The 13,347-nt window shown below is 41.9% G+C and carries 10 protein-coding genes; 7 read left to right on the top strand and 3 right to left on the bottom strand.

Features of this window, described 5'->3' with window-relative positions; translation table 11 throughout:
- The first annotated feature begins 24 nt into the window (after positions 1–24).
- From FTU64_RS11080 to FTU64_RS11060, 5 genes are all read left to right on the top strand, one after another.
- Positions 25–1,290, top strand: coding sequence for an efflux RND transporter periplasmic adaptor subunit (locus FTU64_RS11080; protein WP_168378125.1), 1,266 nt, complete (start codon positions 25–27; stop codon positions 1,288–1,290).
- A 12-nt stretch (positions 1,291–1,302) separates the two neighbouring features.
- Entirely contained in the window at positions 1,303–4,482 is a 3,180-nt protein-coding gene (locus tag FTU64_RS11075) for an efflux RND transporter permease subunit (protein WP_078192210.1), read from the top strand.
- Positions 4,482–5,936, top strand: a complete 1,455-nt coding sequence (gene adeK, locus FTU64_RS11070) for a multidrug efflux RND transporter AdeIJK outer membrane channel subunit AdeK (RefSeq protein ID WP_180021981.1) — start codon at positions 4,482–4,484, stop codon at positions 5,934–5,936. The genes FTU64_RS11075 and adeK overlap by 1 nt, the downstream gene beginning before the upstream one ends.
- A 150-nt stretch (positions 5,937–6,086) precedes the next feature.
- Complete coding sequence (locus FTU64_RS11065; protein WP_180005073.1) at positions 6,087–6,443, top strand: YbjQ family protein; 357 nt, start codon at positions 6,087–6,089, stop codon at positions 6,441–6,443.
- A 3-nt stretch (positions 6,444–6,446) separates the two neighbouring features.
- A complete protein-coding gene (locus FTU64_RS11060) occupies positions 6,447–6,890 on the top strand; it encodes a YbjQ family protein (protein WP_180005074.1) in 444 nt (147 codons plus the stop codon).
- 33 nt (positions 6,891–6,923) lie between these two features.
- Here FTU64_RS11060 and FTU64_RS11055 read toward each other — a convergent pair whose 3' ends face one another.
- The 3 genes from FTU64_RS11055 to FTU64_RS11045 form a co-directional block, all read right to left on the bottom strand.
- On the bottom strand, positions 6,924–7,940 hold the full coding sequence (locus FTU64_RS11055) for a hypothetical protein (protein WP_180059755.1): 1,017 nt from the start codon (positions 7,938–7,940) through the stop codon (positions 6,924–6,926).
- A 74-nt stretch (positions 7,941–8,014) separates the two neighbouring features.
- A complete protein-coding gene (locus FTU64_RS11050; RefSeq protein ID WP_180055775.1) occupies positions 8,015–8,821 on the bottom strand; it encodes an SDR family oxidoreductase in 807 nt (268 codons plus the stop codon).
- 44 nt (positions 8,822–8,865) lie between these two features.
- Positions 8,866–9,537, bottom strand: a complete 672-nt coding sequence (locus FTU64_RS11045; RefSeq protein ID WP_180055776.1) for a hypothetical protein — start codon at positions 9,535–9,537, stop codon at positions 8,866–8,868.
- A 184-nt stretch (positions 9,538–9,721) separates the two neighbouring features.
- Here FTU64_RS11045 and FTU64_RS11040 point away from each other — a divergent pair, with 184 nt between their 5' ends.
- Together FTU64_RS11040 and FTU64_RS11035 are read left to right on the top strand one after the other, a co-directional pair.
- Complete coding sequence (locus tag FTU64_RS11040) at positions 9,722–12,616, top strand: valine--tRNA ligase (protein ID WP_180055777.1); 2,895 nt, start codon at positions 9,722–9,724, stop codon at positions 12,614–12,616.
- A gap of 64 nt (positions 12,617–12,680) precedes the next feature.
- Positions 12,681–13,235 carry a hypothetical protein gene (locus FTU64_RS11035; protein ID WP_180055778.1) on the top strand — a complete coding sequence of 185 codons (555 nt, stop codon included), beginning with the start codon at positions 12,681–12,683 and terminating at the stop codon, positions 13,233–13,235.
- The last annotated feature ends 112 nt before the right edge of the window (positions 13,236–13,347 follow it).

Raw genomic sequence — 13,347 nt, 5'->3', positions numbered from 1 at the left:
TAAATATCTAATTGAGGTGGAACAATGATGTCTGCAAAGCTTTGGGCTCCCGCCCTGACTGCTTGCGCATTGGCAACAAGTATTGCACTTGTTGGTTGTAGCAAAGATCCTAAAGATGCACAGCAAGCTGCTGCTGCACAGCAAATGCCACCAACTGAAGTCGGTGTCATTGTTGCCCAACCGCAAAGCGTTGAACAATCTGTTGAACTTTCCGGCCGTACATCTGCCTATGAAATTTCAGAAGTACGTCCACAAACCAGTGGTGTAGTACTGAAACGTCTATTTGCAGAAGGCAGTTATGTTCGCGAAGGACAAGCCTTGTACGAGATCGACTCGCGTACAAACCGTGCTTCAGCTGACAGTGCTCGTGCTGCTTTAACACGTCAACAAGCAAACCTAAACGTGTTACGTGTTAAAGAAGGTCGTTACCGTCAGCTTGTTGGCTCAAATGCGATTTCTAAACAAGAATACGACGATATTGTTGCTCAAGTTAAACTGGCTGAAGCAGATGTTGCTGCATCTCAGGCAGAACTTAAAAATGCAGAAATTAACTTAGGTTACTCAACTGTACGTGCGCCAATTTCAGGTCAAACCAACCGTTCAACAGTGACAGCGGGTGCTTTAGTTACTGCATCTCAGGCTGATCCATTAGTCACAATTCAACGTCTTGATCCAATGTACGTTGACATTAACCAATCAAGTGCTGAACTTCTTCGTCTACGCCAACAGTTAAGCAAAGGCAACTTAGACAGCAGTAATAACACCAAAGTGAAATTACGTCTTGAAGATGGTAGCGAATACCCAATTGAAGGTCGTCTTGCATTCTCTGATGCAAGTGTGAACCCTGATACAGGTACGGTTACCCTTCGTGCTGTGTTCTCTAACCCGAACCATTTATTGCTTCCGGGTATGTTTGCCAATGCTCGCATCGTTCAGGGTGTGATTCCAAACGCTTACCTCATTCCACAAGCTGCTATTACACGTACCCCTACAGGTCAAGCAATGGCAATGATTGTGAATGCAAAAGGTGCTGTTGAATCTCGCCCTGTAACCACTGTTGGTACACAAGGTTCGAATTGGATCGTGACTCAAGGCTTGAATACTGGCGATAAAGTGATTGTTGACGGTATTGCGAAAGTTAAGCCAGAGCAACAAGTTGTAGCCAAACCGTATCAACCTCAGGCTGCTGCACCTCAAGGTGCTCAACAACCTGCTGCAGCAAAAGAACAAGGTAAAGCAACAGAACAAGCAGCGCCTAAAACTGAACAAAAAGCTACTTCAAACGCATAAGGAGTAGACTGAATGGCTCAATTCTTTATTCATCGCCCCATTTTTGCGTGGGTGATTGCATTGGTAATTATGCTAGCGGGTGTACTCACGCTATCAAATATGCCAATTGCACAGTATCCGACCATTGCGCCGCCAACGGTTTCAATCTCTGCGACTTACCCTGGTGCATCTGCAGAAACAGTTGAAAACACCGTAACCCAAATCATTGAACAACAAATGAATGGTTTGGATGGCTTACGTTATATTTCGTCAAACAGTGCGGGTAACGGTCAGGCATCTATTACATTGAACTTTGAACAAGGGATCGATCCAGATATCGCCCAAGTTCAAGTCCAAAACAAACTCCAGTCTGCGACAGCGCTATTACCTGAAGATGTACAGCGTCAAGGTGTAAAAGTCACCAAATCTGGCGCAAGCTTCCTACAAGTTGTAGCATTCCACTCACCGTCGGGCAAGTTGACTGCGGACGACATTAAGGACTATGTAAACTCGAATATTTCTGAACCTCTCAGCCGTGTGGCAGGTGTAGGTGAAGTCCAAGTATTCGGTGGTTCTTATGCGATGCGTATTTGGCTAGATCCAGCCAAAATGGCAAACCTGAAAGTTACACCGAGTGATGTGGCTGCGGCTATCCGTACACAGAATGCTCAGGTTGCTGTTGGTCAGTTAGGCGGTGCGCCTGCAACTGAAGGTCAAGTACTGAACGCGACAGTTACAGCACAAAGTTTGTTGCAAACACCAGAGCAGTTTAAAAACATTTTCCTGCGTAACAGTAGTGATGGTGCTCAAGTACGTTTAGGTGATGTTGCACGTGTTGAATTAGGTGCTGACAACTATCAGTTCGACTCTAAGTTCAACAACAAACCTGCTGGTGGTGTAGCGATCAAACTAGCAACTGGTGCAAACGCATTAGATACAGCCGAAGCTGTTGAAGCACGTTTAAAAGAACTACGTCCAAACTACCCTGAAGGTTTAAAAGACACGCTTGCATTTGATACGACTCCATTCATTAAGTTATCGATTGAAAGTGTTGTACATACCCTTGTAGAAGCCGTGATTCTTGTATTCTTTGTGATGTTCTTATTCTTACAGAACTGGCGCGCAACGATTATTCCGACATTGGCTGTACCTGTAGTGGTATTGGGTACTTTTGCTGTCATTAACATGTTTGGTTTCTCGATCAACACACTCACCATGTTCGCGATGGTACTGGCGATTGGTCTCCTCGTGGATGATGCGATTGTTGTCGTAGAGAACGTTGAACGTGTCATGGTTGAAGATCATCTTGACCCCGTGACTGCAACTGAAATCTCAATGAAACAGATCTCGGGTGCCTTAATCGGTATTACCTCTGTGTTAACCGCTGTATTCGTGCCGATGGCATTCTTCGGTGGTACGACAGGTGTAATTTATCGTCAGTTCTCAATCACGCTGGTAACAGCAATGATTCTGTCATTGATTGTAGCATTGACCTTTACCCCTGCCCTATGTGCGACCATGTTGAAACAACATGATCCAAACAAACCTGAAAGCAACAATATCTTTGCCCGTTTCTTCCGTTGGTTTAACAGCTCTTTTGATAAAGTTGCGCATAAATACCAAGGCGGCGTGAACTTCATGACACACCACAAGATTTTCTCTGGTGTGATTTATGCAGTTGTAATCGGCTTATTAGTGCTTTTATTCCAAAAGTTACCATCATCATTCTTACCTGAAGAAGACCAAGGTGTTGTAATGACACTGGTACAGTTACCACCGAATGCCTCACTTGAGCGTACGGATAAAACTGTCACTGCAATGACCGATTACTTCCTGAAAAACGAAGAAAAATATGTCGATTCTGTATTCAGTGTTGCCGGTTTCTCGTTCACAGGTGTAGGTCAAAACGCAGGTCTTGCATTCATCAAGTTAAAAGATTGGGAAGACCGTACATCACCTGAATCTCAAGTGGGTGCGATTATTCAACGTGGTATGGCATTGAACATGATCGTGAAGGATGCTTCATACATCATGCCAATCCAATTACCAGCAATGCCTGAATTGGGTGTAACTGCCGGCTTCAACTTGCAGTTAAAAGCTTCTGCAGGTCAAACTCATCAACAACTTATCGATGCCCGTAATATGGTACTCGGTATGGCTGCTCAAGATAAACGCCTCATGGGTGTTCGTCCTAACGGTCAAGAAGATACACCACAGTACAAAATCACGATTGACCAAGCTCAAGCTGGTGCTATGGGTGTGAGTATTTCTGAGATTAACACCACAATGGGTATGGCATGGGGTGGTTCTTACATCAATGACTTCGTTGACCGTGGTCGTGTGAAGAAAGTCTATGTACAAGGTGAAGCTGCGGCACGTATGATGCCTGAAGACCTGAGCCAGTGGTATGTCCGTAACAACCAAGGCACAATGGTACCATTCTCGACCTTCGCTACTGGCGAATGGACTTATGGTTCACCACGTCTTGAACGTTATAACGGTATCGCATCTGTGAACATTCAAGGTTCACCGGGTGTAGGTGTAAGTTCGGGCGACGCGATGAAAGCGATGGAAGAAATTGTACAAAAACTTCCTTCGATGGGCGTTCAAGGCTTTGACTATGAATGGACTGGTTTATCTCTAGAAGAACGTGAGTCTGGCGCACAAGCACCATTCCTATACGCACTTTCATTGTTAATCGTCTTCCTATGTCTTGCTGCCTTGTATGAAAGCTGGTCTATTCCGTTCTCAGTATTACTGGTTGTACCATTAGGTGTATTGGGTGCGTTATTACTGACTTTCCTTGGAATGGTGTTCTTCAAAAATCCAAACTTGGCGAATAACATTTACTTCCAGGTGGCTATTATTGCCGTCATTGGTTTGTCCGCGAAGAATGCGATCTTGATCGTAGAATTCGCCAAAGAACTTCAAGAAAAAGGTGAAGATCTGTTTGACGCAACATTGCATGCCGCTAAAATGCGTCTACGTCCAATTATCATGACCACTTTAGCCTTTGGTTTTGGTGTACTTCCGCTTGCCCTTTCTTCGGGTGCAGGTGCAGGTAGCCAGCACTCTGTAGGTTATGGTGTATTGGGTGGCGTAATCAGTTCTACCCTACTTGGTATCTTCTTTATTCCTGTGTTCTACGTATGGATCCGAAGTATCTTTAAGTACAAACCAAAACAACAAAATAATCAGGAGCATTTATCGTGATGCAAAATGTATGGTCTATTGCAGGTCGTAGCATTGCGGTTTCTTCACTTGCGCTTGCTTTGGCTGCCTGCCAAAGCATGCGTGGTCCAGAGCCGGTTGTTCAGACCAATATCCCCGAAAGCTACACAGCAAGTGCTTCTGGTACTTCTGTTGCTGAACAAGGATATAAAGATTTCTTTGCTGACCAACGTCTGGTACAAGTTCTTGACTTAGCTTTAGCCAATAACCGTGACCTACGTACGGCTGCTTTAAATATTGAACGTGCACAGCAACAGTATCAAATCACTGCCAATGGTCAATTACCAACCATTGGTGCAAGTGGTAGTGTACTTCGTCAAGACACGTTGAATACACAAAAGCCTATCACCTCTTATAATGTCGGTTTAGGTGTCACTGCTTATGAACTTGATTTTTGGGGTCGTGTACGTAGCTTAAAAGACAATGCTTTAGACAGTTACCTTGCAACTGCAAGTGCCCGTGATGCAACACAAATTGCGTTGATCGGTCAAGTGGCTCAAGCATGGTTAAACTATGCATACGCTAACTCAAACTTGAAGCTTGCAGATCAAACCTTAAAGGCTCAGCTTGAATCTTACAACCTGAACAAAAAGCGTTTTGATGTCGGTATTGACAGTGAAGTTCCTGTTCGTCAGGCTCAAATTTCTGTAGAAACTGCACGTAATGATGTTGCGAACTACAAAACTCAAATTGCTCAAGCGCAAAACTTATTGAACCTATTAGTGGGTCAACAAGTACCTGCGAACTTGCTGCCGAACCAACGTGTCAATCGAATTACTTCGACCAATACCATTGGTTCAGGTATTCCAAGTGACTTGTTGAACAACCGTCCAGATGTCCGTGCAGCTGAATATAAACTGTCTGCTGCCGGTGCGAACATTGGTGCAGCTAAAGCACGTCTGTTCCCTACGATTAGCCTGACAGGTTCTGCGGGTTATGCTTCAACGGACTTAGGTGATCTATTTAAATCAGGCAACTTTGTATGGTCTGCTGGCCCTAGCCTAGATATTCCAATCTTCGACTGGGGTACACGTCAGGCCAATATTAAAGTTTCTGAAACTGACCAGAAAATTGCATTGTCTGATTATGAAAAATCAGTTCAGTCAGCTTTCCGTGAAGTAAATGATGCGCTTGCAGTTCGCCAAAACATTGGTGACCGTATTGCAGCACAGCGCCGTTTAGTTGATGCAACCAATACAACCTACAAACTGTCAAATGCCCGCTTCCGTGCTGGTATTGATAGCTACTTAACTGTACTTGATGCGCAGCGTGCATCTTATGCAGCTGAGCAAGGTTTGTTGTTGCTTGAACAAGCAAATCTCAACAATCAAGTTGAATTGTATAAAACACTTGGTGGTGGTATCAAAGCCAACACTTCTGATGCTGTGCAATACCAACCTTCTACTGCTGAGCGTAAAGCTGCATCAAAACAATAATTTGATTTAGCCTAGCCCGTAATATTTGAAAAGCTCACTTCGGTGGGCTTTTTCATTTTTAGATCGGAGCTACAAAATAAAAATGAACATATTGCTTTTTGTTGAAGAGTTTCCTATCTTCAATTCACCTTTTTATATTGATAACTAAAAATGCTTTTAAGTAATCTTGAATCTGTTCCGGGTCATACCATTACACAACAACTTGATGTCGTTTATGGCAGTACTGTCCGCAGTAAACATGTTGGTCGTGACTTTATGGCTGGCCTAAAAAATATCGTGGGTGGTGAACTCAAAGGTTATACAGAACTACTCGAAGAATCCCGTCAAGAAGCTATGAGCCGTATGATTAATAAAGCACGTGCCTTAGGCGCGAATGCAGTCGTCGGTATCCGTTTTTCAACCTCAAATATTGCTCAAGGCGCCTCTGAATTATTTGTGTATGGCACGGCAGTTCGCGTAGAAGCCAACTCAGCAAAACTACCAGACCCATTTCCAACTCAGGACTAAGTCATGGATGCCTTTATTTTTAAAGTCCTGATCTTTGTGGTGCTCTTTTGTATTGGTTGGGGCTTCGGTCGCCATATCGAACAAAAGCATCTCAAAGAACTCGAAGCTCAAGAAAAGCGATTGGCGCATATTCGCATAGACAACAACCGCTTTAAAACTACTGAACAATTCGGACAACTGATTTCAAGTAATGTAGTGATTTCACATGATTATTTTAAATATGTGATTGCCAATATTCAGAACTTCTTTGGCGGACGTTTAACCAGTTATGAAAGCATCGTTGATCGGGCACGTCGTGAAGCCGTGGTGCGTTTAAAGCAAGAAGCTGAAAAGATGGGCGCAACGCAAATTATGGGCCTGCGTTTAAGCACCACTGAGTTGGGTATGCAAGGCGGCATGGTCGAAGTCTTTGCGTATGGGACAGCAATTCAAAAGAGAGACATCTGATCTCTCTACTTCTCCCCAATTCATTTTTACTATTTAATTTACTTTACACAATGTGTTTTCAAACTCTTCATAACTCACATTTTCATTGCGACAAACTTTAAAACAAACTTCATTAAATTTCTTTTCATCAATATTTGGATCATGATAACTAAATGCAACATCTCCAGCATAAGCACGTGCCAGATCTTGCACCACAATGTCAGCTTTACATCCATATAAAGTTGGACATGCCTCTAATGTTCCTTCGTAATACTCTTTACACTGAGTCGGTTCGACATCCACCTTATTGGGTTTTTGCATCGACACATTTAAACCATTTTCATTCATTAGAAGAAAATATTGAAGTTTTCTAAATGGTTTTAAGTCAATCTCGAGTCCCGAATGATTGATACGAGCCAATTGATCTTTGTAAGAATTATGATCATCTGAGATTAACTCTGCATTACCAGCTTTGTCGATTTTGATAAAGCTATAGTTGACAGGCATATATGCGCCACTCCCCTTATGTACAATCACTTCGATCAAATGATCTTTCGCAATAAATGCTCCTGTAAATACAGTCGATTCAACACTGGTCAGCAACTTACCTTTCACTAAAATACAATATCCAAAACATTGATCTTTGAGTCTAGCTTGATCGCCTTTAAAATCATCAACAGGATGAAATTCAGCTCGCCATTTAAAATCACCAATTTTATTCGAGCTATAAGGTAATTTATCAACATCTGAATCTTGAGGATTTTGACTATAATACTCAGACTTCAATAATCCTTTTTCATCAAATAGTGCTTCGATCGGTAACCACCCCTCGTTCGGTCCTCGTATTACAACTTCTGCACTCGCCGCTTCAACATTAGGTTCAATCTCAACAGATTCAGTAACTGGTTCTGATACAGTTCCTATTTCTTTTTCAGGCTTTTCGAGTGTTGAGTTGTGCTCAATTTTTTGAGTTTTCTGTTTAAAATAAAAATAAGCCACCGTACCAATTACACCAATGATTGCGCACAAAATGATGGCTATTCCCCATTTGTTAAAATTATTCTTTTTCATTTCTTATAATCTCGATACTCATTAAAAAAGTCACTGTTAAGAGTGACTTTTAAACAATTTAAACTTGTTAAAACTTACTTCACTTTGGTTTTACGAATCATTTTATACAACGTTGTCGGTGATAAACGTGACACCCAAACTCCGAGCTTTTCTTTAGAACCACCCACCACGATGTATTCTTCCCCTCGTTGCAAAGATTGCACTACTGCTTCGGCAAACTCATTGGCTTCTAGACCATTTTCAATGGCTTCATCCTGATGCCCTTGTGGCTTGCCGGCACCATTGAGTGCATTAAATGAAACATTGGTTTTGACAAATCCGGGGAATATCACCGATACGCCCACCCCTTGATCCGCAACTTCCGCACGTAGACTGTTCGCCCACATATGAATGGCAGCTTTTGCAGCAGAATAGGTCGCGCGGTACTGTGTCCCTAAGAGGCCTGCAACACTTGAGACAAAAGCAATTCGACCAGACTTTTGTGCTAAAAATGTCGGTAAAACGGTTTTGGTTAAATAGACTTGCGAAAAATAATCTACTTCCATGATGGCACGTTCAGTTTGCATAGTCGTATCCGTAATCAATGCACGCTGACTCAATCCCGCATTATTGATTAGCCAATCAATTCGGCCTTTATGCGCAAGGACTTGTTCATAAGCATGGCGAACTTGTTCTTCATTGGTAATGTCTGCACACACTGAAAGATGCTGATCTGGATGTAATAATGAAACCCGGACTTTTTCCAACTCTTCAAAACGACGTGCGGTCAAAATGACCTGTGCCCCTTGCAAAGCACATTCTTTCGCTAAAGCTTCACCCAAACCTGAAGATGCCCCAGTAATCCATACCACTTTTCCGTTCAAATCATCACGTTTTGCCATTTTGACATCCTTTTAAATAACTAATTTATTCATTTATATGTATTTTATGCTTTATGTAGTACAGGCTCATTGCTCAAAAACACCATAAAATGATCAAAGTACTGACTCATCGATTGTGCATCATAAATTTTGCCGAGTTTATCGAAGCGTTTATATCCGAGTTGCGTGGTGAGATTGATGACACCGGTTAAAGTTTTATCCACCACCATATTAAATTTCAGCATTTTTTTTGGTTCACGCACCAAATGCGTCACCCCTGCATCGACCACTTGCGTGAATGCTTTCAACGCGAGCGGCACATATTGGTTTTGCCCGTCTTTCATCTGACTGACAAAGCCTAGCAAGTCATTCGCTAGAGAGGCATCGATCGGGTAATGCATAAAATGCTGACCATCTTCGCTATAAAAACGTCCATATAAATAATTCACCATCGGTACAAGGCGGTCATTGCCGAAAAAAGACACAGACCACGGCATATATTTACGGGTCGTTTCACGTATTTGCTGAATAATTTTTTCGGATTCATTGTCTCCAGACTTATTCATGCGCGCCATTTGACCAAAAACTTGATCTAAAATTTCACATGCAATATCCGCTAGATTATCCCCTAAGGCTTTGGACTGACTTTCTGTTTCACCTGCATTAAGTTTTTGATGAATCGTCTCAAAACGTTGATATGTCGTAGGTTGAATCTTTAAAGAAATAGAATAAGTCATTTGATATTGCTCCTTTTATCTTAGTTTTGGGATCAATGGATACTTCTTATCTTAGGTCCTATCATACGGACTCTTTTATTTACTGCCAAATCCTAAAAGTTAACATTCGCCCAACATCCCTAATTCACCATTTTTTTTGCTACAATAGATCTAATTTTTTATCCACTTTTGATCTGTTTAGACTATGACTGATTCAGCGCAAAATATTGCTACGACCTACGATCCGACCGAGATCGAAAAAAAATGGTACAAGACTTGGGAAGAGAGAGGCTACTTCAAGCCATCTCAAAAAGGTGATTCATTCTGTATTATGATTCCGCCACCAAACGTCACTGGTAGCTTGCACATGGGTCATGGTTTCAACAATGCCATTATGGATGCGTTGACTCGTTATAACCGTATGTCTGGCAAAAATACCCTTTGGCAGCCGGGTACCGACCACGCAGGTATCGCAACGCAAATGGTTGTTGAACGTCAGCTTGGCGCAGAAGGCATCAGCCGTCACGACCTTGGCCGTGAAAAGTTCATCGAAAAAGTGTGGGAATGGAAAGAACAATCTGGCGGTAACATTACCCGTCAAATTCGTCGTCTAGGCTCATCTGTAGACTGGTCTCGTGAACGCTTCACCATGGACGAAGGTTTATCAAATGCTGTGAAAGAAGTATTTGTTAAGCTACATGAAGAAGGCTTAATTTACCGTGGTAAACGCCTAGTCAACTGGGACCCTAAACTACAAACTGCCCTTTCTGACTTAGAAGTTGAGTCTGATAAAGAAGAAGCAGGTTCATTGTGGCACTTCAAATATTTCTTTGAAGACAAATCAATCCGCACGCACGACGGTAAAGATCACATCGTGGTTGCAACAACTCGTCCTGAAACATTGCTTGGCGATACAGCAGTTGCGGTTGCGCTTGATGATGAACGCTATGCGGCGCTTGTGGGTAAAAACATTATCCTGCCAATTACAGGCCGTGCTGTTCCAATCGTTAAAGACGAATATGTAGACAAAGAATTTGGTACAGGCTGTGTGAAAATCACCCCTGCGCACGACTTCAATGACTATGAAGTGGGCAAACGCTGTGAACTTCCAATCATCAACATTTTCAACAAAAATGCGGAAGTGTTGAGCGATTTTGAATATATCGCAAAAGCGGGCGAGCAAATTTCTAAAACTATTCCTGCACCTGCGGACTACATTGGTTTAGAACGTTTTGAAGCACGTAAAAAATTGGTTGCTCAAGCGGAAGCTGAAGGCTGGTTAGACCAAATTCAACCATATACCTTGAAGCCACCTCGTGGTGACCGTTCAGGCGTGATCGTTGAGCCACTTCTAACAGACCAATGGTATGTGAAGATCGCTCCTCTTGCTGAGCCTGCAATCAAAGCTGTAAAAGATGGCGAGATTAAATTCGTTCCTGAGCAATACAGCAACATGTACATGGCGTGGATGAACAACATTCAAGACTGGTGTATTTCACGTCAATTGTGGTGGGGTCACCGTATCCCTGCTTGGTACGATGCTGAAGGCAATGTATTTGTCGGTCGCGACGAAGCTGAAGTTCGTGCGAAAAATGGCATTGCACCTGAAGTTGAATTGAAACAAGACGAAGACGTGCTTGATACATGGTTCTCTTCTGGTCTTTGGACATTCTCAACTTTAGGTTGGACTGGCGACGCAGCGAAAGATAAAGAAAACTATTTCTTAAATACTTTCCACCCAACTGATGTGCTTGTGACTGGCTTTGACATCATCTTCTTCTGGGTTGCCCGCATGATCATGATGACCATGCACTTCATGAAAAATGAAGACGGCACACCGCAAGTTCCGTTCAAAACTGTGTACGTTCACGGTTTGGTACGTGATGGCGAAGGTCAGAAGATGTCTAAATCTAAGGGCAACGTGCTTGACCCATTAGATTTGATTGACGGTGTTGATCTTGAAACTTTAGTACAAAAACGTACCACAGGTTTGATGAACCCGAAACAAGCCGCGAAGATTGAAAAATCGACCCGTAAAGAATTCCCTGAAGGTATTCAATCTTACGGTACAGATGCTGTTCGTTTCACATTCTGTGCGCTTGCAAACACAGGTCGTGACATCAAGTTCGACATGAAACGTGTTGAAGGTTACCGTAACTTTGCCAACAAAATCTGGAACGCTACCCGTTTCGTGATGATGAACTGCGAAGAGCAAGTGATTGGTCAAGAAGTACGTCAAGACCTTTGGGAATTGCCTGAACAATGGATCGTGAGCCGTCTGCAAAAAGCGGAACAAGTGGTGCAAACAGCATTTGCGACTTACCGTTTAGACTTGGCTGCACAAGCGATTTACGAGTTCATTTGGAATGAATACTGTGACTGGTATGTCGAGCTGACTAAGCCTGTTCTAAATGATGAAAACGTATCAGTTGAGCGTAAAGCTGAAGTACGTCGTGTTCTTCTTGCTGTAATGGAAGCATCTTTACGTTTGGCTCATCCGTTGATGCCTTACCTAACAGAAGAAATTTGGCAAACGCTTGCGCCGAAACTGAACATTTCTGGCGAAACAATCATGTTGGCTCAGTACCCTGTTGCGGATGAAGCGAAAATCAACGAACAAGCTGAAGCAGATATGCAATGGCTGCAAGGTTTGATTGGTGCGGTACGTAATATCCGTGGTGAGATGGGCTTAGGTAATGCTCGCTTGTTGCCTGTTCTTCTGCAAAACACGACTGATGCTGAAAAAGCACAAATTGCTCGTATTGAACCGTTGTTTAAAGCATTGGCAAAAGTTGAAAGCATTACCTTCCTAGCTGATGCTGAACAACCGCCATTGTCTTCTTCTTCTGTCGTCGGTCATGTGTCTGTATTTGTTCCAATGAAAGGTTTAATTGACCCGAAAGCGGAATTAGGTCGTTTACAGAAAGACTTAGACAAGGTTCAAAAACAGCATGACCAAATTGCAACTAAACTTGCGAACGAAGGTTTTGTGGCGAAAGCACCTGCGGCTGTAGTTGAAGGTGAGAAAGTGAAACTTGCTGAGTTTGCTGACCAGTTAGCGAAGATTAATGCGAATATGGAGCAGATTGCGGCGCTTTAATGTGTTGCTTATTTGACTTTTATTCTGTAAAAAGAAGCCTTTAGGGGCTTCTTTTTTTACAATTATGAACATAGATTATTTAATAAAAGATATTTTTAAAAGAAAAGGGATACTTCATACCGTAGATATTCAAATATTTATTGAAACAATTTTAAAACAATATCTCGAATACAAAGATATTGCATTTGAAGAATATGTTGAAGTTAATGAATTAATTTACAACATAATTACAGATGAAAATATTGATGATATAAGTGGGCCTGTAGCTATAAATTTTGCTGTATTCCCAAATGAAATTATATTAAAAGAAAGTAAAAACTTAGATCCTAAAAAGTTTATTGAATATGAAAAAAATATTTCAACCTATGTAGAATCTACATCAAAGATGTTGAATAGCTTTCTTAACAAAAACCATTTGAAATCTTTAGTTATATTAACTTTATTAGATGATAGTGAAATTAATGAATTAAATGAAAGATTTTCACATATTTTAGATTTTTATCATAAAAATGTGGTTTTTTTAGGTACTTCTTTCTTAAACTCCCTGATAGAGCAAATTCCATCGGATTTAGAGGCACTAACTAACAAACTTTTTTCAATTAAGATTAGGGTCTGTTGACATTTGTTGATTAAAAAAATAGCGAGATAGTAAAATTAAATCGCCAAACCCAATTTTACACTCGCTATGCCTCGAACAATGCTAAATGATCAACACTGGTCCAAGTTACTTG

Source organism: Acinetobacter sp. YH12128, assembly GCF_013418655.1.
GTDB lineage: Bacteria > Pseudomonadota > Gammaproteobacteria > Pseudomonadales > Moraxellaceae > Acinetobacter > Acinetobacter amyesii.
This window is presented reverse-complemented; position numbering and strand designations above follow the sequence as displayed.

What these genes read in the sequence shown, in the direction of transcription:
- FTU64_RS11080 (WP_168378125.1), top strand. Translation starts at nt 25, where the DNA reads ATGATGTCTGCAAAGCTTTGGGCTCCCGCCCTGACTGCTTGCGCATTG.
- FTU64_RS11075 (WP_078192210.1), top strand. Translation starts at nt 1,303, where the DNA reads ATGGCTCAATTCTTTATTCATCGCCCCATTTTTGCGTGGGTGATTGCA.
- adeK (WP_180021981.1), top strand. Translation starts at nt 4,482, where the DNA reads ATGCAAAATGTATGGTCTATTGCAGGTCGTAGCATTGCGGTTTCTTCA.
- FTU64_RS11065 (WP_180005073.1), top strand. Translation starts at nt 6,087, where the DNA reads ATGCTTTTAAGTAATCTTGAATCTGTTCCGGGTCATACCATTACACAA.
- FTU64_RS11060 (WP_180005074.1), top strand. Translation starts at nt 6,447, where the DNA reads ATGGATGCCTTTATTTTTAAAGTCCTGATCTTTGTGGTGCTCTTTTGT.
- FTU64_RS11055 (WP_180059755.1), bottom strand. Translation starts at nt 7,940, where the DNA reads ATGAAAAAGAATAATTTTAACAAATGGGGAATAGCCATCATTTTGTGC.
- FTU64_RS11050 (WP_180055775.1), bottom strand. Translation starts at nt 8,821, where the DNA reads ATGGCAAAACGTGATGATTTGAACGGAAAAGTGGTATGGATTACTGGG.
- FTU64_RS11045 (WP_180055776.1), bottom strand. Translation starts at nt 9,537, where the DNA reads ATGACTTATTCTATTTCTTTAAAGATTCAACCTACGACATATCAACGT.
- FTU64_RS11040 (WP_180055777.1), top strand. Translation starts at nt 9,722, where the DNA reads ATGACTGATTCAGCGCAAAATATTGCTACGACCTACGATCCGACCGAG.
- FTU64_RS11035 (WP_180055778.1), top strand. Translation starts at nt 12,681, where the DNA reads ATGAACATAGATTATTTAATAAAAGATATTTTTAAAAGAAAAGGGATA.